Annotated in this window: 20 protein-coding genes; 11 read left to right on the top strand and 9 right to left on the bottom strand. The window is 57.9% G+C overall.

The window, feature by feature from the left end:
- The 4 genes from CKW17_RS30490 to CKW17_RS28640 all read left to right on the top strand — a co-directional run.
- The coding region (locus CKW17_RS30490; RefSeq protein ID WP_218274253.1) for a hypothetical protein at positions 1–180 on the top strand (180 nt) is incomplete at its 5' end.
- 356 nt (positions 181–536) lie between these two features.
- A complete protein-coding gene (locus CKW17_RS28655) occupies positions 537–866 on the top strand; it encodes a hypothetical protein (protein WP_095123242.1) in 330 nt (109 codons plus the stop codon).
- Positions 867–1,205: 339 nt separating this feature from the next.
- The gene (locus tag CKW17_RS28645; RefSeq protein ID WP_095123238.1) at positions 1,206–1,949 is read left to right on the top strand and encodes a hypothetical protein; all 744 of its coding nucleotides are present in this window, start codon (positions 1,206–1,208) and stop codon (positions 1,947–1,949) included.
- 71 nt (positions 1,950–2,020) lie between these two features.
- Entirely contained in the window at positions 2,021–3,940 is a 1,920-nt protein-coding gene (locus tag CKW17_RS28640; RefSeq protein WP_095123236.1) for an alkaline phosphatase D family protein, read from the top strand.
- Positions 3,941–4,062: 122 nt separating this feature from the next.
- Here CKW17_RS28640 and CKW17_RS28635 read toward each other — a convergent pair whose 3' ends face one another.
- Positions 4,063–5,235: an aspartate aminotransferase family protein gene (locus CKW17_RS28635; RefSeq protein WP_095123234.1), complete on the bottom strand. Its 1,173-nt coding sequence runs from the start codon at positions 5,233–5,235 to the stop codon at positions 4,063–4,065.
- 102 nt (positions 5,236–5,337) lie between these two features.
- Between CKW17_RS28635 and CKW17_RS28630 the strand changes: the two genes are divergently transcribed.
- The 3 genes from CKW17_RS28630 (at position 5,338) to CKW17_RS28620 (ending at position 7,537) form a co-directional block, all read left to right on the top strand.
- A complete protein-coding gene (locus CKW17_RS28630) occupies positions 5,338–6,243 on the top strand; it encodes a LysR family transcriptional regulator (protein ID WP_038362897.1) in 906 nt (301 codons plus the stop codon).
- A 54-nt stretch (positions 6,244–6,297) separates the two neighbouring features.
- On the top strand, positions 6,298–6,702 hold the full coding sequence (locus tag CKW17_RS28625) for a GNAT family N-acetyltransferase (protein WP_095123232.1): 405 nt from the start codon (positions 6,298–6,300) through the stop codon (positions 6,700–6,702).
- 133 nt (positions 6,703–6,835) lie between these two features.
- The gene (locus CKW17_RS28620; RefSeq protein ID WP_095123230.1) at positions 6,836–7,537 is read left to right on the top strand and encodes a hypothetical protein; all 702 of its coding nucleotides are present in this window, start codon (positions 6,836–6,838) and stop codon (positions 7,535–7,537) included.
- A 418-nt stretch (positions 7,538–7,955) separates the two neighbouring features.
- Here CKW17_RS28620 and CKW17_RS28615 read toward each other — a convergent pair whose 3' ends face one another.
- From CKW17_RS28615 to hmpA, 8 genes are all read right to left on the bottom strand, one after another.
- Entirely contained in the window at positions 7,956–8,447 is a 492-nt protein-coding gene (locus CKW17_RS28615; RefSeq protein WP_034156086.1) for a RidA family protein, read from the bottom strand.
- Positions 8,448–8,768: 321 nt separating this feature from the next.
- Entirely contained in the window at positions 8,769–9,656 is an 888-nt protein-coding gene (gene cyoE, locus CKW17_RS28610) for a heme o synthase (protein WP_007916939.1), read from the bottom strand.
- An 11-nt stretch (positions 9,657–9,667) separates the two neighbouring features.
- Positions 9,668–10,003, bottom strand: coding sequence for a cytochrome o ubiquinol oxidase subunit IV (cyoD, locus tag CKW17_RS28605; protein WP_007916940.1), 336 nt, complete (start codon positions 10,001–10,003; stop codon positions 9,668–9,670).
- A complete protein-coding gene (cyoC, locus tag CKW17_RS28600; RefSeq protein ID WP_007916943.1) occupies positions 10,003–10,626 on the bottom strand; it encodes a cytochrome o ubiquinol oxidase subunit III in 624 nt (207 codons plus the stop codon). The genes cyoD and cyoC overlap by 1 nt, the downstream gene beginning before the upstream one ends.
- A gap of 3 nt (positions 10,627–10,629) precedes the next feature.
- Positions 10,630–12,660 (bottom strand): cytochrome o ubiquinol oxidase subunit I, encoded by a 2,031-nt coding sequence (gene cyoB / locus CKW17_RS28595; RefSeq protein WP_042560959.1) that lies wholly within the window; start codon positions 12,658–12,660, stop codon positions 10,630–10,632.
- Positions 12,661–12,663: 3 nt separating this feature from the next.
- Complete coding sequence (gene cyoA / locus CKW17_RS28590; protein ID WP_007916947.1) at positions 12,664–13,605, bottom strand: ubiquinol oxidase subunit II; 942 nt, start codon at positions 13,603–13,605, stop codon at positions 12,664–12,666.
- A gap of 843 nt (positions 13,606–14,448) precedes the next feature.
- Positions 14,449–14,958 carry a disulfide bond formation protein B gene (locus CKW17_RS28580; protein WP_095123228.1) on the bottom strand — a complete coding sequence of 170 codons (510 nt, stop codon included), beginning with the start codon at positions 14,956–14,958 and terminating at the stop codon, positions 14,449–14,451.
- A 255-nt stretch (positions 14,959–15,213) separates the two neighbouring features.
- A complete protein-coding gene (gene hmpA / locus CKW17_RS28575) occupies positions 15,214–16,395 on the bottom strand; it encodes an NO-inducible flavohemoprotein (RefSeq protein ID WP_095123226.1) in 1,182 nt (393 codons plus the stop codon).
- A gap of 164 nt (positions 16,396–16,559) precedes the next feature.
- Between hmpA and norR the strand changes: the two genes are divergently transcribed.
- From norR to CKW17_RS28555, 4 genes are all read left to right on the top strand, one after another.
- Positions 16,560–18,119: a nitric oxide reductase transcriptional regulator NorR gene (gene norR / locus CKW17_RS28570; RefSeq protein ID WP_095123224.1), complete on the top strand. Its 1,560-nt coding sequence runs from the start codon at positions 16,560–16,562 to the stop codon at positions 18,117–18,119.
- Between the two features lie 312 nt (positions 18,120–18,431).
- On the top strand, positions 18,432–19,334 hold the full coding sequence (locus tag CKW17_RS28565; protein ID WP_007916955.1) for a chemotaxis protein CheV: 903 nt from the start codon (positions 18,432–18,434) through the stop codon (positions 19,332–19,334).
- 27 nt (positions 19,335–19,361) lie between these two features.
- Entirely contained in the window at positions 19,362–19,820 is a 459-nt protein-coding gene (locus CKW17_RS28560; protein ID WP_095123222.1) for an N-acetyltransferase, read from the top strand.
- A 148-nt stretch (positions 19,821–19,968) separates the two neighbouring features.
- Positions 19,969–20,295, top strand: coding sequence for a hypothetical protein (locus tag CKW17_RS28555; RefSeq protein ID WP_095123221.1), 327 nt, complete (start codon positions 19,969–19,971; stop codon positions 20,293–20,295).
- Positions 20,296–20,317: the final 22 nt, after the last annotated feature.

The raw sequence follows: 20,317 nt of genomic DNA, 5'->3' as shown, positions 1-20,317 counted from the left end.
TTATTTTCAGAAGTTTTCGAAGAATTCTTCAACAACTTCAACCACTTGCGCTTCCGATCTCTCGTCAGCGGGAGGCGAATTCTACAGCGTTACACGCTGCTGTCAACACCTCTTTTTCAACTTCCTTTTGGCTTCGATGAACTGAAGCAACCTGCTGCCGAAACCTACATAACTCATTGAATATCAAGGAGTTTTCCGTTTCGACTGCGCCGGAAGTGGGGCGAATTATAGACACCTCAAATCTGCCGTCAACCGTTAATTTCGCTTTTGAGCCCTGACCTTCAAATTGAATCCGCGAACGTCCGATTAGATAGCAGACCGGATTTTGCTTGATTGCGTGTTTTTTGCAGCGCCTTTTATTGCCGTATCTGTCTTAAAATGTTTTCACAGAGCACCGGTCGTTTCCTGCCTGCCACCACAGACTGATCTGGATCGAAGGGTGCCTACGACGGCGGGGCAACCCGCACCAAACCTGATTGCTTTGCTAAACGATGACTCACCTTCGAAACCTGAAAACAGCAGCTAGGACTTAAATCATGGAAACGTCACTGGAAACAGTCGCCCTTTTCTCCCTCAAGCTGGCTTATGAGGAAGAAGGCCTGAGCCCGATTTTGCGGGACGACCTTGTTATGGGGGATTACCAGAAAGACGTATTCGAATTGCTGGTGAGACGCGGAGATGTCGAGACCATTCAGTTCAAATTGAATCAGTGCCTGGGGTTGGCGCTGGATGCCTTGGGGGGTACAGAGAAACCCTTGGGGCGCGAACTGCGCAAATTGTCAGCCGATTTCGGCGAGGTGCGGTCGATGGAGCAGTTGAATCAACCGCTTCTCGCGCTCAAGGGTTATCTGAAAGACATCTTGTGATTGGACTGGGCCTTATATAGAAGATGCTTTGAATGCACTTCGACATACCCCCCATTGAAGTCTTCGCCGTGAATTCGAACTTCACTTTCCCCCCGCTCCACCGATCGACCGCCTACCACTGCCACGCGCTTAACTTCGCCTTCTTCCCAAACGGCGAACACCGGGGTCATTGCAACACCCCGTGTGATCACACAGAACAGGCGCAAAGAGCAGGTGCTGACAGGCAGATGAGTTTCTTTGCTCTCAACGTTTAACCTGTTTTGGTATCGTGCTGCCCATCATCGCGGCGCTCGCTGCGAATGCCTGTTGTCGGCTATCGAAAGTTAAGGAAAGGATCGAATGGAGTTTCTGCGTTTTCTGGCATTTGTTGCAGTCTGGGGTTTCATGTGGCGCTGGGTGGTAAAAAACCGAGGCAGCTGGAATATTTTCTATGGCAACATCGTCGGCGCGGCGGGCGGCTTCATCGTTGCGCTGGTGGTGCTGTCGATCACCTTTTCGTTGTTTCCTTCGTCGCATGATTACGAAGCGGCGCAGACTGAAAACAAGGTCACACAAGTTGCCGAGCCGACCTCACTGTTGCCTGAAGCCGAATCTGTAACGCCCGCCGCAGAGCTGAAAGATGCGCCTGTTTTTGCTGCAATCGAGCCGGATGACAAGCCATCTCCTGCCGACTCCGCATTGTTGCCGAACTACGCCAGCCGGGCGCCGAAATCAATCGGGTTGCAGACCGTGCTGGATCAAAGCGACTATCAGGGTCGCATGGCCCTGGCAGCGCTGAACAAGAAACTGCGCGGCGACGCACAGGCCGACAAGTCGATGATCGCGTATGTCATGTGCAGCCCGTTTGTGACCAGCACGTTGCGCTTTCCCGCTTCGGCGCGTTTTGCTGACAGCAAAGCGCTGGTCAGCCACCGCTTCAAGGATCAGGTCTACACCTTCAGCAGTACCGTCACCGCGCGCAACATGAACGGCGACGATGTCGCCTACCGTTTCGATTGCTCGGTGCAAGAACAGCCTCGAGCTGACGCCCTACCTGCGCAATGGCGTTTGTTGGCGCTGAAACTGCAAAAAGCCGACTCTTAAGGCTCATTTAAGGGTTCAAGGCGCCGCCTGCGCTATCATCGCCGACCTGTGCGCCTTGAGCTTTGCCCTCGATGTCTCCGACACCCGTTGATCTGATCCCGCTGCCTCCTGTTTTGGCCGGCCCTCTGCTGCGACGGCTGGAGCCAACGCGCGTGGTCATGTGGCTGGTCGGCACGCGGCCACTGGCGCTGACGTTGCGCCTGCAAGGTGTAGGAGACATTCCTCTCTGCGCCGGGAAATGCACGGTCATTCCCGTAGGTCGCCAGGCGTTTGTTCATCTTATCGACGTTACTCTCGAAAACGCCCTGCCCTGCGATACGCAAATCGACTATGACCTGCTGATCGACGACACCACTGGCATCGCTGACTGGGCGGCGCATCTGCTGTACGGCGATGCAACCTGCCCGAACTTCGTCCTGCGCTCGCGGATCGACCAACTGCTGCACGGCTCCTGCCGTAAACCGCATCACCCGGCGGCGGATGGTTTGCTTTGCGTCGATCAGCTATTGGCGAGCGAAGCCGACCCGCAACAACGCCCGGCCTTGCTGATGATGAGCGGCGACCAGGTTTACGCCGACGATGTCGCCGGCCCGATGTTGCGGGCGACTCATGCCTTGATCGAACGTCTCGGCTTGTTCGACGAACATCTCGAAGGCGCGGTGGTCAGCGACAGCGCCAAGCTCTACGAACACCCGGCCAGTTACTACCACCGTGCGGATTTGTTACCGGCGCTGGAAAGCAACGAGACATTGCGCGAGCGATTTTTCGGCGGTGCGCGTAAGCCGATTTTCACCAGCAGCAGTGCTGACAATCACTTGGTGACCTTCGCCGAAGTCATGGCGATGTACTTGCTGGTGTGGTCGCCGACGGCGTGGTCGCTGATCGACCCGCAAGCGCCCGAACTGACGCCTGAACGCCTCAAGCGCTACGCCCTCGAGCAGACTCGCATTGACGCCTTCAAGGCTGGACTGGGCAAGGTCGCCCGCGCGCTGGCGCATCTGCCGAGCCTGATGATATTCGACGATCACGACATCACCGATGACTGGAACCTGTCCGCGCAATGGGAGGAAACGGCCTACGGCCACCCGTTCTCCAAACGCATTATCGGCAATGCGCTGATCGCCTATATGTTGTGTCAGGGCTGGGGTAATAATCCCGATGTGTTCAAGGAGGTGCTGGGGAGAACCCTGAGCCTTAGCGCCAGCGGTGATGATCAATACCTCGACAGCCCGGTGCAGGATGCTCTGATCGATGATTTGCTGCGCTTTCAGCAATGGCATTTCGTCCTGCCAACCAGCCCCGCGCTGGTGGTCATCGACACGCGCACACGGCGCTGGCGCAGTGAGATGGCGCTCAAGCAACCGTCGGGCCTGCTCGATTGGGAGGGGCTGAGCGAACTGCAACAGGAACTGCTCGATCACCCGTCAGCGATCATCGTTTCCCCGGCGCCGATCTTCGGCGTGAAGCTGATTGAAACCGTGCAGAAGGTCTTCAGTTGGTGCGGCTACCCGCTGCTGGTCGACGCGGAAAACTGGATGGCTCATCGCGGTGCGGCGCAGGTGATCCTGAATATTTTCCGCCACTCGCGCACACCGGGTAATTACGTGGTGCTGTCGGGCGATGTGCATTATTCCTTTGTCTACGAAGTGCTTATCCGCCACCGCAAGGCCGGGCCGCGGATCTGGCAGATCACCAGCAGCGGCATCAAGAACGAGTTTCCGAAAAGCCTGCTGGAATGGTTCGACCGCCTCAACCGCTGGCTCTACTCGCCACGCTCCCCGCTGAACTGGTTTACCAAACGCCGACGCATGCGCATCGTGCCGTACACGCCGGAACATGCTGAGGCAGGCGAACGCTTGTGGAATTCGGCGGGGATCGGTCAGGTGTTTTTCAATGAACAGGGGCAGCCGCGCGAGATCATTCAGCACAATTCGAATGGCAAGGCGAAGACACGGATGCTGGCGCCGGATCTGGCGGATTATCCGGACTAAGGCCTACACCGTACATGTGGGAGCGAGCCTGCTCGCGAAAGCGGTCGATCATCCAGCAGAGATGTCGACCGATAGTCCGCCTTAGCGAGCAGGCTCGCTCCCACAGTGCTACTTACAAGCCATCAATGCGCGATCAGTGCTCGCCCCACACCTCTGACAATCATCTCCACCTCACGCTCATCAATCGTCAACGGTGGCAGCAGCCGTATCGTCTTGCCTCGCGTGACGTTAATCAACAGTCCATGATCCCGCGCCGCGATCAGGGTCAGATCCCGCACCGGTTGTTTCAGCTCGATACCGATCATCAAGCCCTGCCCACGAATCGCCAGCACATTGGGATTGTCCGCCAGCTCTGCACGCAGACGAGTCAACAAACGCTCGCCCTGAATCCGGGCGTTTTCCAGCAGACCCTGCTCTTCGATGATATCCAGCACCATGCAACCGACCCGACATGCCAGCGGATTGCCACCGAAAGTGCTGCCATGGCTGCCGGGCGTGAACAGATCCGCAGCCCTGCCCCGCGCCAGACAAGCGCCGATCGGCACACCATTGCCCAGACCTTTTGCCAGCGTCATGACATCCGGAACGATGCCTTCATGTTGAAACGCGAACCAGCGGCCGGTGCGGCCGATACCTGTCTGGATTTCATCGAGCATCAATAACCACGCATGGCGATTGCACAGTTCGCGCAGTGCTTTCAGGTAGTCGGGCGGCGCAAGCTGCACGCCGCTTTCGCCCTGAATCGGCTCGACCAGAATTGCCACGATGCGCTCGCCGTGCTTTTTCTGCGCCTGCTCGAGCGCCGCGAGATCACCGAACGGTACTTTGAGGAAATCCCCCGGCAATTCGTTGAAACCCAAACGCACCGCCGGGCCATCGCTGGCCGACAAGGTGCCAAGTGTGCGGCCATGGAACGCGTTGGCCATGACCACCACCAGCGGCTGTTCGATGCCCTTGCGCCAGCCGTACAAACGCGCGAGTTTCAGCGCCGTTTCATTGGCCTCGGCACCGGAGTTATTGAAGAATGCGCGCTCCATGCCCGACAGCTCAGTCAGCCGTTTGGCCAGTTGTTGTTGCCAATCGATGCTGTACAGATTGGACGTATGCAGCAGCAATCCCGCCTGTTCGCTGATCGCTGAAACGATCCGCGGGTGCGAGTGGCCGACATTGGTCACCGCGACACCGGCCACCGCATCCAGATACTCGCGGCCGGCCTGATCCCACAGGCGAGTGCCGAGGCCTTTGGTGAAACTCAGGGCCAGTGGTTGGTAGGTGTTCATCAGGGCGGCGGTCATGACTTCAAACTCCAGTGCAGGTCGGTGTGCTGGCAGTATGGTTAGCCAGCGAAACTGGATAAACTCGGCAAAACTTCATTCATTTAAAAGCAGAGCTTGATAATGGACCTGTTCCAGTCGATGAGCGTGTACGTCAAAGTCGTCGAAGCCGGGAGCATGACGGCGGCCGCGTTGCAGTGCGATATGTCGACGACCATGGTCGGCAATCATCTGCGCGCGCTGGAACGACGGCTCGGCGTGCAACTGCTGCAACGCACCACCCGGCGTCAGCGCCTCACTGAATTCGGCAGTGTTTACTACCAGCGCTGTCTGGAAGTGTTGGGGTTGGTCGCCGATTCCGAACGCCTCGCCGAGCAGACCCTCGATCAACCCCGGGGCATGTTGCGCCTCACCGCGCCACTGACCTTCGGCGTTGAACGGCTGGCCCCGGCGCTCAGTGAGTTTTCCCTGCTGTACCCGCAGGTCAAACTCGATGTGGTGCTGACCAACAGCCGTCCCGATCTACTGGAGAGCGGCCTCGATGTGGCGTTTCGGTTGGGCAATTTCGACCAGTCCAACTTGATTGCCCGGCCCTTGATCGACTACACCCTGACCGTGTGCGCCTCGCCGCACTACGTTGCCCGGCGCGGCATGCCGAAAACCCCGGAAGACTTGCAACAACACGACTGCCTGTCCTTCGCCTATCCCGCCGGCGACGACTGGCAATCGGTGGAAAAGCGCTGGCGCCTCGGGGGGCCCGACGGGGAAATCATGGTCGACGTCAGCGGGCCTATGCTGATCAACAGCTCTGCCGGGCTGCATCAGGCGGCACGCACCGGCATGGGCATCGTGATGCTGCCGGATGCGCTGGTAGAACAAGATCTGCGCGAAGGCCGACTGGTGAAGGTGATCGCCGACTTCCAGCCACCCAGCAGACCGATGCATCTGCTCTACGCGCCAGATCGCTATCGCTTGCCAAAATTGCGCCGGTTCGTGGAGTTTGCGATGCAGACGTGGGGGAAATCCTGAGGCTGCGCGCTCCACCCTTCCATGAAAAATCGCTGACAAGGACTCGAACAGCAGATGAATAACACTCTCAACGTACGCGATTTGCTGCCCGCCGAAACGCAATCGGTGCGGCAGTTTCTCGGGGAGCATGGCTGGGGCCATCGCACCGGCTCAGCTGAACACTTCGCTCTGCTGATCAAGAACTCTCAGCGCACCGCCGTCGCCGTCGAGGGTGAGCAGATCATCGGATTCGCCCGCGGGATCAGCGATGGTTTGTCCAACGGTTACCTGTCGATGGTGGTGGTCGATGACCAGCATCGGCGTGCTGGGATTGGCCGCGCACTGGTCGAGCACATCATGGGCGACAATCCGGATATCACGTGGGTGCTGCGTGCCGGACGCGAGGGCGCAGAGGCTTTTTTTGCCAGCCTGGGTTTTGAAACCTCAGTGATTGCCATGGAACGGCCGCGCCTGAAATAGCCCACTGCGGGAAAAAACTCGACCGGCAGACCGTTGCTCCGTGACAACGCCGCCGCGCTCCCCTAAATTAGTCGGCCTGAAAAAGCCCTCAGTTTTCTCATCTCCACTCAAGTTAAAAAGTAGTGAAATTTCAATGTCCGATTTCAACACCGCTGAATCCGTAGTCACCGAATCGTCCAAAGCGGAATACGAAAACTCCATCAATCTTTCACAACACCTGCCACAAGCCAAAATCATCAGCGAGATGGTCCTGGACGCGTTCCAGTCGACCCGCGAAAGCGACCAGATCCGCGAGCTGCGCGCGGCGATCCGTCAGGCTCACGACAGCTTCGATGATGACAAGGCCTACGAGCTGATGGGCGAACTCAAGGCACTGAAAGACGCCGAAGCCGCCGACCTCGCCGCCCTTGAAGACCTCAGCAGCAAGTTCTCGATCGGCCGCATCCTGTCCAGCTTCAAGGACGATCCGGCGTTCCAGGAAATCGTTTACGGCCTCGCGCTGAAAGTGCTGAACCAGACCCACCAGGCGATCAGCAATCCGAGCGGCGGCAAGAGCAAGGCTGCGAAGAAGAAAGAAGTCGAAATCTTCACCATCAGCAAGGACGGCATCAGCGTGACCTTGCCACTGCGCACGCCGCGCTCGCGCCTGAACGTTGACCGTGCAGCGCTGGAATTCCTCGGTTTCACCTTTGTCGGTGAAGGTGAGGAAGCGGAGCTGGAAAGCGAAACGTTCATCGACAATGCCGGCACCGAACAAGCCGTTAACCGCAAGAACATCATCACTGCGTTGCAACAGCAGACTGCATTCGATGGGTACAGCATCGCCGCGCAGTAATCGCGCAGCCGCTGTACGAAAAAGCCCCGCACTGAGATTCAGTGCGGGGCTTTTTGATTTTCGGCTTGGGTTGGGTGAGATGGCCTAAACCGAGGCCCCTCACCCCAGCCCTCTCCCGAGGGAGAGGGGGCCGATTTGGGGATATTGTAGAAGTACACCGAAATGAAAGTGCGGTGCCGAATCCACTATCGCCTCGACCTCTCAGGTCGATGTACAGCGGAAGACACCTCGGTCAGTCCCTCTGCCGAGGGAGAGGGCGCCGATCGGGAGATATTCAAGAGATGCACCGAAATGAAAGTGCTGCTCCGAATCCACAATCGCCTCGGTCTCTCAGGTCGATGTATAGCGCAAGACACCTCGGTCAGTCCCCTCTCCCTACGGGAGAGGGTTAGGGTGAGGGCAAGCCGTGAAGTCACCCTCAAGCCGAAGGATGCAACGCTACAATCATGTCGACTTCAATCGCCGCGTTCTTCGGCAACTGATACACGCCAACTGTGGTGCGCGTGTGCCGGCCGGCATCACCGAGCACATGACTGAACACGTCCGACGCACCGTTGGCGACTTCGCTCAGGTCAACGAAGTCCGGCGTCGACTTCACGTAAACAGTGACCCGCAACAACGCCTTGATCTTGTCCAGCGAACCCACCGCGTCGACGATCAACGCCAGGCAACGCATTGCACTGATGCTCGCAGCGGCTTGCGCATCCTTAAGGGTCAACTCCAGCCCAACCCGACCGGGGTACTGAATCTTGCCGTGGGTGCGCGGCACCATGCCGCTGATGTACAACTCATCGTGATGACGGATCAGCGGCGCGTAATTGCCGCCGGCGGTGTTCTCACCATAGATGTCGTAGTTCAGCTCTTGGGCCAGGGCAATAAAACGCTCGTCGCAGGTCATCCTCTCAGTCATTTCGCCCAGCCTTATGATCAGTACATGAAGAACCGCAGGTTAAGACAGATGGGCAACCGCAAATGGCAAGGAGCTATCACTGTCATGGTTGGATCCAAATCTAGGGGGTTTACCGGAAGTCTGCAACCAGCAACCCAGCAAATTCAGTGACGCTGGGATTCGCGAGCAGGCTCGCTCCCACATTGGATCTGCGTCGATCGAATACCCCCTGAGGGAGTGAGCCTGCTCGCGAATGGCAGCACATCAAATCAGCATAATCCACCCAACAAAAAACCCCGCACATCTCTCAATGTGCGGGGTTTTTCTTCAAGCCTTTGAGCCTTACGGCGCGTACGTCAGCAGCAGCTCTGCGGGCACCTTGAAGTCCAGGGACATCATGACGCTCAACGCAGTGATGGTGAAGATCGAGAACACGAACAGCTTGCGTGCCCAGACCGTGTCATCCACCGCTTTGTAGCCGGTCCAGGCCATGTACAACCAGTACATGCCCATGGCCGCGGCGACGGCGAGGTAGCTCATGCCGGCGTAACCGCTGAAGGTCAGCATCAAGGTCGCCACGAGGAAGGCCAGGATGTAGAGCAGGATGTGCTTCTTGGCCACTTGAATCCCGCGCTTCACTGGCAGCACCGGAATCGATGCGGCCAGGTAATCGTTGAAGCGGAAGATCGCGATGGCGTAGGAATGCGGCATCTGCCACAGGCTGAACATCACCAGCAACGTCAGCGCGGCCATGTCGAAGCTGTTGGTTACGGCAACGTAACCGATCACTGGCGGCATGGCGCCCGACAGACTGCCCACCAGCGTGCCGTGAACCGACTTGCGCTTGAGGTACAGGCTGTAGAAGCCGACGTAGATGATGAAGCCGATGACCGCGAACAAAGCGGCCAACGGATTGGCCACCTTGTACAACAACGCAACGCCGAGAACACCAAGGATGGTTGCGTAAACCAGAGCCAGTTTCAGGGAGATCAAGCCCTGCACCAGCACCCGGTTCTTGGTGCGTTCCATCTTCAGGTCGATGTCGCGGTCGATGCAGTTGTTGAACACGCAACCGGAGGCAACAACCAGGGATGTACCGATCATGGCAGCCAGAAACACCGCCAGATCCACATGCCCTTTCGAGGCCAGGAAGAACCCGCCTGCCACAGAAAGCACGTTACCGAAAATGATCCCCGGTTTGGTGATTTGGATAAAGTGCTTGAGCGACATCGGGTCTTACCTCACTTCGCCATCATGTAGGTGTGGATGCTGAACATGATCCACAACGACAGGCCAACCAGCAGCACGATCACAATGGCCGTAAAGACGAATGCAATCACGTTGTTACGCTGAGCAATGGAACGGTCCAGGTGCAGGAAGTAATACAGGTGAACGATCACCTGGATCACTGCGAACAGCAGAACGATTGCCAGTGTGGTGGCCTTCGGCAGGCTCGGGTACATCACCAGACCGAATGGGATGACGGTCAGGATCACCGACAGGATGAAGCCAATGGCGTACGACTTTACGCTGCCGTGGCCAGCATCATGGCTGTCATGGGAGTGTGCATTAGCCATTACAGAGTCCCCATCAGGTAAACAACGGTGAATACGCAGATCCACACCACGTCCAGGAAGTGCCAGAACAGGCTCAGGCAGCTCAGACGGGTCTTGTTGGTCGCCGTCAGGCCGTGCTTGTTGACCTGGTACATCATGATGCCCATCCAGATCAGACCCGCAGATACGTGCAGACCGTGGGTACCGACCAGGGTGAAGAACGCGGACAGGAAGCCCGAACGGCTAGGACCGAAGCCCTCGGAGATCAGCAGGTGGAACTCGTTGATCTCCATGGCGATAAAGCCTGCGCCGAGCAGGAAGGTCATGAACAACCAACCCAGGACCGCCTGCTTCTTGCCTTTGTACAACGCCAGCATGGCGAAGCCGTAGGTGATCGAACTGAACAACAGCAGAGCGGTTTCGCCCAGCACGTATGGCAGTTCGAAGATGTCGTGGCCCGACGGGCCACCGGCTACGTTGTTTACCAGTACTGCGTACACCGCGAAGATCGACGCAAACAGAATGCAGTCGGTCATCAGGTAGAGCCAGAAACCGTATACGGTCATCTCGCCCGAGTCGTGGTGATGGTCATCGTGCCCATGGTCACCATGGGCGTGTCCAACATTGGTCACTAAGTTCGACATGGTTTAAGCCTGTTCCAACGAGGTTTCAACACGGGTGGCACCGGCCGGGATTTTCCCTGCCGCAACCAGACGCTTGTGCTGCTCGGCTTCGATACGCTCGATCGTTTCAACCGGAACCATATAGCCCTGGTCGTCACGTGCAGCGTGGATCACGAAGTAAACGACGGTGCCTACCAGGCTCGCGATCGCCAGCCACCAGATGTGCCAGATCATTGCGAAACCGAAGACGGTCAACAGTGCGCCCATCACCACGCCAGTGGCGGTGTTGTTCGGCATGTGGATCGGCTCGTACTTGGCCGGACGCTGGTACGCAGTACCGTTTTCCTTGGCTTCAGTGAACGGGTCGATGCAGTCAGCCTTAGGCAGCACAGCAAAGTTGTAGAACGGAGGTGGCGACGAGGTCGACCATTCCAGGGTGTGTGCATTCCACGGGTCACCGTGATCGCAAACGTTCTCTGGCTTGTTGCGGTCACGCACCGACACGTACAGCTGGATCAGCTGGCAGGCGATACCGACAGCGATCATCACCGCACCGAACATGGCAACGTACAGGTACGGTACCCACTCAGGGTTGGTAGTGGCGTTCAGACGACGGGTCATGCCCATGAAGCCCAGTGCATAAAGCGGCATGAACGCGACGAAGAAGCCCGAGATCCAGAACCAGAACGCTGCTTTACCCCAGCCTTCATGCAGCTTGAAGCCGAACGCTTTCGGGAAGTAGAACGCGAAACCAGCGATGTAACCGAATACCGCGCCGCCGATGATCACGTTGTGGAAGTGCGCGATCACGAACAGGCTGTTGTGCAGAACGAAGTCAGCACCCGGGATGGCCAGCAGTACGCCGGTCATGCCGCCGATGGCGAAGGTCACCATGAAGCCCAGAGTCCACAGAACCTGGCTGGTGAAGCGCAGACGGCCCTGGTAGATGGTGAACAGCCAGTTGAATAGCTTCACACCCGTCGGGATGGAAATCAGCATCGTCGCCAGACCGAAGAAGGCGTTGACGCTGGCACCCGAACCCATGGTGAAGAAGTGGTGCAGCCAAACCATGAAGCCCAGTACCGAGATCGCGCCCGAAGCGTAGATCATCGAGTGGTGGCCGAACAGTTTCTTGCCGGTGAACGCCGAGATCACTTCCGAGAAGATGCCGAATGCCGGCAGGATCAGGATGTAAACCTCAGGGTGGCCCCACGCCCAGAACAGGTTGACGTACATCATTGGATTGCCACCAAGTTCATTGGTGAAAATGTGGAAATCCATGTAACGGTCAAGGGTCAGCAGTGCCAGGGTAGCGGTCAGGATCGGGAACGAAGCCACGATCAGAACGTTTGCCCAGGTGCAGGTCCAGGTGAAGATCGGCATGTCCATCAGTTTCATGCCAGGGGTACGCATTTTCAGTACGGTCGCGAGGAAGTTAACCCCCGTTAACGTCGTACCTAACCCGGATAGCTGTAGCGCCCAGATGTAGTAGTCCATACCCACGCCAGGGCTGTATTGCAGACCCGACAATGGTGGATAGGCAACCCAACCGGTCTTGGCGAATTCGCCGACGCCCAGGGACAGGTTGATCAGTACTACGCCGGATACCAGCAGCCAGAAGCTCAGGGAGTTCAGGAACGGGAACGCAACGTCACGCGCGCCGATCTGCAGCGGCACTGCAAGGTTCATCAGGCCGGTGAAGAATGGCATCGCCATGAAGATGATCATGATCACACCGTGAGCGGTGAAGATCTGGTCATAGTGTTCAGGTGGCAGGTAGCCAGGCGAACCCTCCGTGGCCATGGCCAACTGGGTACGCATCATGATGGCGTCGGCAAAACCGCGCAGCAGCATGACCATGGCGACGATGATGTACATCACGCCGATTTTCTTGTGGTCGACCGAAGTCAGCCACTCGGTCCACAAGTACGTCCACTTCTTGAAGTAGGTGATTGCAGCGAACAGCGCCAGACCACCGAGGGCGATCATGGCGATGGTCACCATCACGATCGGCTCGTGGAATGGGACTGCTTCCCAACTTAATTTACCAAACATCGTTTACTCCTCTGCCCCGGCAGCTGAATGCGAACTCGAGTCAATTTCCGTGGCCGCCACTTCTTTCTCTTTCTTCTCGTGCTTCAGCGGCTTGCCCGGCTTCATACCTTCGTACTTGTCGACGATGATCTGGAACTGGTTCGGCGTGACCGAGGAGTAGAGCTCGACTGGGTTGTTCTGGCTCGGTTTGGCAAGGGCCGCGTATTCAGCTTGATCAAGCTGTTTAGGTGACTTCTTGACTTCACTTACCCAGGCGTCGAAATCTTCCTGAGTGGTGGAGATAGCCTTGAATTTCATACCGGTGAAACCCGCGCCGCTGTAGTTGGCGGAGATACCGTCCATTTCAGCGTTACGGTCAGCGATCAGGTGCAGCTTGGTCTGCATGCCCGCCATCGCGTAGATCTGGCCGCCCAGACCCGGGATGAAGAACGAGTTCATCACAGCGTCAGAGGTGATCTTGAAGTTGATTGGCGTGTGCGCCGGGAACACGATCTTGTTGACCGTGGCAATGCCTTGTTCCGGGTAGATGAACAGCCACTTCCAGTCCAGCGCGACCACTTCGATGGTCACAGGCTTGACGTCGGATTGAATCGGACGATACGGGTCCAGTTCGTGGGTCGAAATGTAGGTGATGTAACCCAGGGCAATGATGATCAGAACCGGGATGGTCCAGACTGCCACTTCGATTTTGGTCGAGTGCGACCATTTCGGGGTGTAGACGGCGTTCTTGTTCGACGCGCGGTACTTCCAGGCGAACAGGAAGGTCATGACGATAACCGGCACAACGACCAATAGCATCAGCAGGGTCGCGGTGATGATCAGGTTGCGCTGTTCCAGGCCGACCTGGCCCGTTGGATTGAGCAAGGTCATGTTGCAGCCTCCCAGCAACAACGTGCCGAGCAGCGGCACTAGGCCTAGTAATCTGGGGTACCTGTTTTTACTCATCTCACGACCTCTAAAGCAGCTTGCGCAATGCAGTTGGGTTTTGATCGCCAACACTTCACCCTGCCAAGGGTTGGCATTTTCTTTGGATTGAATAAGGGCCGCCCGTCGCGCGTCAGACGCTCGACAAAACCTGGGACAGCGGTCAGTTCTTATTCGAATTCGTGGTCAAAGGCCTTGTTACAGACCAATTCCATTTGGTGCGGAAAGTTGGAAGGCACCGACACCTGGGTGTCTTGGAAGCCTTGCGACTCACTCGACACCCGACTTTCTGCGCAGCGCCTTAATAAAAAGCGTTCCTTAATAAAGGCTGAACAGTGCCGGGAATTCAGTGCGGGCGATTGTAGATAGGTAGCGCCCTATACACCATGTCTTATCCCGAAATAATTTTTATCCGTTCGAGCAACAATCCATCGCCATTTTTGCAAAAGTTCCGCATCTTATCGAAATCAATTCTCAACAAAAACACCAAAAAATGTAGGTGTACCCGCGTCAGTTCAGACAGCTCTGAAGGCTTTTTCCGAACGCTCGAACAGCGCAAGCCCCGATAACCCAAGGCTTTTGGCCATATGCCCGCGCTTGTTAAAACTGCCTGCTCTGGCACCCGCGTGCTAAAGCCGAAAAACCCCGAAGCAGACCAATCCTTTTTTGTAACAACGCCCGATTCCGCATCACTGAAGCGTCCTGCGACACCGCGCGTGTGACAACATGTCGCACACTTGCCACACCCTGCCTTGCCGTCCGTCACGGTGTTTTCACAAACACTCTGAAATGCAAAAACGCCCCGATTGGCTGATCCGCAAATCGGGGCGTTTTCTGTATCGGCCAGACAGCCGAATAGTTGACTCAGCGCAGTGCCTTTCGATTACGCGAGGTCAGCAGCGGCACCAGGATCACCACCAGCACGAACGCCACGAGCGCCCATTGCGCCAGCGACAGGCCAAGGATCGGCGGGTACGGCGTCGAGCAGAAACCGTCGACCTGGAAGCCCAGCGGGAAAATCTTCGCCAGCGGCAGATCATCGACAATCGGCTGCAGCACATCGATGCCGCAGCTGACCGCCGGATAGAACTGGGTGTACACGTGATGCCCGGCCACAGCCGCCCCGGCAAGCGCGCAAATCACCACCAGTACTTCGAACACGGTAATGCTGCGACGGGTACGCATCGCCGCGCCGATGAACGCGAACAGCGCGATCAGCAGCAATGCATAGCGCTGCAAAATGCACAGTGGGCACGGTGCTTCGCCGAGCACGATCTGCATGTACAGCGCACCGCCGATCAGTGCCAGGCAGATGATGCCCAGCAGCACCAGAAAGCGCCGCTCACGTCCCAGTCGAATCGTTTCCTCGCTCATCGCGTTTCCTTTATATGTCCATGGTTCAGCTGACTCGCGGCTGAAGATTGTCGCAAGTCTACACCGGGGCAATAAACGATAAAGCGGTTAAGAAACGATTAACCTTCAAACACTTTTCAAGAGTCAGGATCGTGTAACGGCCATCGCGAGCAGGCTCACTCCTACAAGGGATCTGCGTCGTACACCGTTTTCATGTACGCCTCCGCCCCTGTAGGAGTGAGCCTGCTCGCGATTCAGGCGACTCGGTCTTAAGAATTATTCCAGAGCTGAAGCCGGCCCGAAGAACTCATAACGGCTCTGCTTTTCGGGTACGCCCAATGCCTTTAAATGCCGCTTGATCGCGCCCATGAAGCCCTTCGGCCCAAGGAAGTAAGCATCGACATCGCGCTGAGCCGGCAACCACTCGCCAAGCAGTGCCTGATCCAGCATCCCGACCTTGTCCGCCGCCGGGCTCACGCCGTCATCTTCGGCATAGCAGTAAAAACGCTTGAGTTGCGGATGGCGCTCAGCCAGCTCATCAATCCAGTCACGGAACGCATGCACGCTGCCATTACGCGCGCAATGGATAAAGTGCACCGGCCGCTCGGTTTCCAGCGCCGCTTCGAGCATCGCCAGAGTCGGAGTAATGCCGACGCCACCGCTGATCAGCACCAAGGGTTTGTCGCTCGCAGCCAAGGTGAACTCACCCGATGGCGGGAACAGCTGAATGCTGGCGCCGACCTGCAGTTGATCGTGCAAGTGGTTGGAGGCACGGCCGCCTGGTTCTCGCTTGACGCTGATGCGGTACTGACCGTTATTCGCCAATGCCGACAACGAGTAATTGCGGCGGATTTCTTCGCCATCGAGGATCAGCTTCATGCCGATGTACTGGCCCGGTTCGGCGGCCAGAATCGGGCCTTTGTCTGCCGGCTCGAAGTAGAACGAAATAATTTCCGCGCACTCCTCGACCTTGGCCGCGACGATAAACTCCCGCGCCCCGCGCCAGCCGCCAACGGCTTGTTCTTTCTGGTCGTAGATCGCGGTTTCGGCACCGATCAGAATGTCCGCCAGTTGCCCGTACGCCGCGCCCCAGGCGCTCATCACTTCCGGTGTGGCAATCTCTTCGCCGAGCACTTCGGAAATGGCGCGCAGCAGGCAGGCGCCGACAATCGGGTAGTGTTCCGGGAGGATCTGCAGGGCCACGTGTTTGTTGATGATTTTCGCCACCAGATCGCCCAACTGGTCGAGCTGATCGATGTGCCGCGCATACATCAACACGCCGTTGGCCAGCGCGCGCGGCTGGTCACCGCTGGCCTGGTGCGCCTGGTTGAACAGCGGGCGAACTTCCGGGTATTCAGAGAGCATCATGCGGTAGAAGTGAGTGATCAGCGCTTCACCGCCGCTTTCCAGCAGAGGCACGGTGGATTTGACGATGGCACGATCCTGGACGCTAAGCATAAGGTGGACTCCTGAGCTTCTTTGAAAAGTTACCTTAGGCTTATCAGGTTTTATGCCAACTATTCTATCTATATAAATCAATAGCTTGAAAACATAGTAGTCATAAAGACTCAAAGACCTTTATAGTCATCCCGACTACATCTTGTCTCTTTGACTACAAGACCATGATCGCCAAATCCTTGCTTACCACCCTGCTGCCTCTCGTCTCCGACCTGTCCCGCGAACTGCCCGAGGGCGAGCGTTACCGACGCCTGCTCGAAGCCATGCGCGCCCTGCTGCCCTGCGATGCCGCTGCATTGTTGCGCCTCGACGGCGAAGCGCTGGTGCCGCTGGCGGTGGACGGTTTGAGCACCGACACCCTCGGCCGGCGCTTCAAGGTCAGCGAGCATCCGCGCTTCGAAATACTCCTCAGCGGTGCCGGACCCACGCGATTCGCCGCCGACAGCGACTTGCCCGATCCTTATGACGGTCTGGTCAACGGCCTCGATGAGCATCTGGAGGTTCACGATTGCCTCGGCTGTCCTTTATTCGTCGATGAAAAGCTCTGGGGCCTGATTACCCTCGACGCCCTCGACCCCGAGCGTTTCGAACCGATCGAACTCGACGCCTTGCAAGCCTTCGCCAGCCTCGCTTCGGCCACGGTCAATGCTGCCGAACGCATTCAACGCCTGGCCAATCGCGCAGAAGACGAACACCAGCGCGCCGAGGTTTATCGTCAGGCCAGCGGCCAGCAGAATCGCGAAATGATCGGCCAGAGCAAGGCGCTGAAGAAGTTAGTAGAAGAAATCAATCTGGTCGGCGGCAGCGATCTGACCGTGTTGATCACCGGCGAAACCGGGGTCGGCAAAGAGCTGGTCGCCCAGGCCATCCACGCCGCGTCACCGCGCGCCGACAAACCGGTCATCAGCCTCAACTGCGCCGCACTGCCGGATACGCTGGTCGAAAGCGAACTGTTCGGCCACGTGCGCGGCGCCTTCACCGGCGCCACCAGCGACCGTCGCGGCAAATTCGAACTGGCCAATGGCGGCACGCTGTTTCTCGATGAGGTCGGCGAGTTGTCGCTGACCGTGCAGGCGAAATTGCTGCGTGTTTTGCAGAGCGGTCAGTTGCAGCGTTTGGGCTCGGACAAGGAGCATCAGGTCGATGTGCGCCTGATTGCCGCGACCAACCGCGACCTGGCCGAAGAAGTGCGCAGCGGTCGCTATCGCGCCGACTTTTACCATCGCCTGAGTGTGTACCCGCTACGCGTACCGGCGCTGCGTGATCGTGGCCGCGATGTGTTGTTGCTCAGCGGTTTTTTCCTCGAACAGAACCGCTCGCGCATGGGCCTCAACAGCCTGCGCCTGAACAGCGACGCTCAGGAAGCGCTGCTCGCCTACACTTGGCCGGGTAACGTGCGCGAGCTTGAGCACTTGATCGGGCGCAGTGCGTTGAAAGCGCTGGGCAACTGCAAGGTGCGGCCGAAGATACTCAGTCTGAGCGCGGCGGATCTGGATTTGCCGCGCGAGGTTGTGGATAACTCGGTTGAAGCGGTTGCCGGTGTCGTGGCTGAGATGCCGTTGATCAGAGGGGATTTGCGCAGTGCGACCGAGCAGTATCAGCGGCGTTTGATCAGTGCGGCGCTGGAGCGCAATCAGGATAACTGGGCGCGTGCGGCGCGGGAGTTGGGGCTGGATCGGGCAAATCTTGGGCGGATGGCCAAGCGGTTGGGCATGAAGAGCTAAAAGCCCACCCTCAGCCTAGCCCTCTCCCTGAGGGAGAGGGGACTGACCGAGGTGTCTTGCACAATACGCAGACCTGAAACATCGAGTCGATTATGGATTCGGCAGAGCAGGTTCAGGTCGGTGAATTACTACAATATACCCCGATCGGCCCCCTCTCCCTCCGGGAGAGGGCTGGGGTGAGGGGCTTTGGCTTTTGATCGAAACACAACCCGACAACTAACCTAAAGCCCACCCCTTTAACGCCGATAACCCGGCATCAATAGTTTCTGGCGATTTCCACCCTCGCCCACCACCTTTCCACAGAAGGTTCATATGTCCTCCACCAAAGCCCGCGCAGATTCACTTTCGCTTCTGCTGTTTACCTTGCGCAGCGGCAAGCTGATGGCGATCAACCTGCTGAAAGTCAGTGAAATCATCCCCTGCCCGCCGCTGACCAAACTGCCGGAGTCGCACCCGCACGTTAAAGGCATCGCCACCCTGCGCGGCGCCTCGCTGTCGGTCATCGACCTTAGCCGCGCGATCGGTGAGCGTCCGCTCGAAGATCCGAACGGCGGCTGCCTGATCGTCACCGACGTCAGCCGCTCCAAGCAGGGCCTGCACGTACAAGCGGTGAGCAAAATCGTCCACTGCCTGACCACCGACATCAAACCACCGCCATTCGGCTCCGGCGGTTCACGCGCTTACATCACCGGCGTGACGTCGGTGGACGGCACGCTGGTGCAGGTACTGGATATCGAAAAAGTTATCCACAGCATCGCCCCGGCGCAGATCGAAATGGCCCCGACCGATCTGAGCATGGAAGACGCTGATGTGCTCGGCAATGCGCGGATTCTGGTGGTCGACGATAGCCAAGTGGCGCTGCAACAATCGGTACACACCCTGCGCAACCTCGGCCTGCAATGCCACACCGCGCGCAGTGCAAAAGAAGCCATCGACTGCCTGCTCGACCTGCAAGGCACTGCGCAGCAGATCAACCTGATCGTCTCCGACATCGAAATGTCCGAAATGGACGGCTACGCCTTCACCCGCACCCTGCGCGAGACCCCCGACTTCGCCCATTTATACGTGCTGCTGCACACCTCCCTCGACAGTGCGATGAACAGCGAGAAAGCGCGGCTGGCCGGGGCGAACGGCGTGTTGACCAAATTCTCCTCGCCGGAACTGACTCACTGCCTGATCGAAGCGGCCAAACACGTCGCCGCACACGGGCACTAAGTCTTGGCCCAGACGTATTGTTTTTTGATGCGGCGCGATCTTGCCAAGGACGCGCCGGATGCGCTTTGGCCTCAAGGCGTTGAACTGGGCACGTACTCCGTCGAACTCGCGCCGGACGTGCATCATTTGATGCAACTCGGCTACCGCGAAGGTGGCGGTCGGGTGCCGGCGCTGGACACTTGGCAGCAGCAATTCGAGACCGATCCTGAATACGATCCGACCCTGTGCTTTATTGCCCACGATGCCGAAGGCGTGGTCGGCGTGGCGCAATGCTGGACCAGCGCCTATATCAAGAATCTGGTGGTGCATCCGCGCATGCAGGGGCGCGGATTGGGCCGGGCGCTGTTGCTCAAAGCATTCAAGGTGTTTCAGCAGCGGCGCGAAGGGTTTGTCGATCTGAAGGTGCTGGAAGACAACCGGCGGGCGCAGCGCTTGTATGAAAGTGCCGGGATGTATGTGGTCCGCCGGGAGTTGGTGCCGGACTGATCGACCGCCATCGCGAGCAGGCTCGCTCCCACATTTTGAAATGCATTCCAGGGTGGGAGCGAGCCTGCTCGCGAAAGGGCCGGCACAGGCAACTTCTAACACTCAGGCAGACTCCAACCTTGGCCACCCACGACCAAGGATGCCCGCCATGAAAGCCCTCACCTTAAGCCTGCTCTGCCTCACCGCCCTCGCCTCTCAAGCCCACGCCTCCAGCCCCGATGCCTGGGCCGCTTACGACAAAACCGTGCTCGCCAGTTGCACCAAAGCCAGTGGCCTGAAAAACGCCAAACCGGTCGGCACCCCCGCACAATTCGACGACCGAGTCGGCTACACCGCCGTTCTGCTGCAAGGCCAATACCCGCAAAAACATATGAAAGGCCAGCAAGGCACCGAGCTGTGTCTGTACAACAAACAGTCGAAAACCGCCTTCGTCACCGAGTGGGACTCGATCCATCCGACCGGCAAAGCCCGGTGAGTGGCGCATAACTTGCTTCGAT

It is taken from the genome of Pseudomonas sp. Irchel s3f10 (assembly GCF_900187515.1).
In the GTDB taxonomy this organism is placed as follows: domain Bacteria; phylum Pseudomonadota; class Gammaproteobacteria; order Pseudomonadales; family Pseudomonadaceae; genus Aquipseudomonas; species Aquipseudomonas tensinigenes.
Note: the sequence above shows the minus strand (reverse complement) of the source record. Positions and strands in the feature narration are given on the sequence as shown.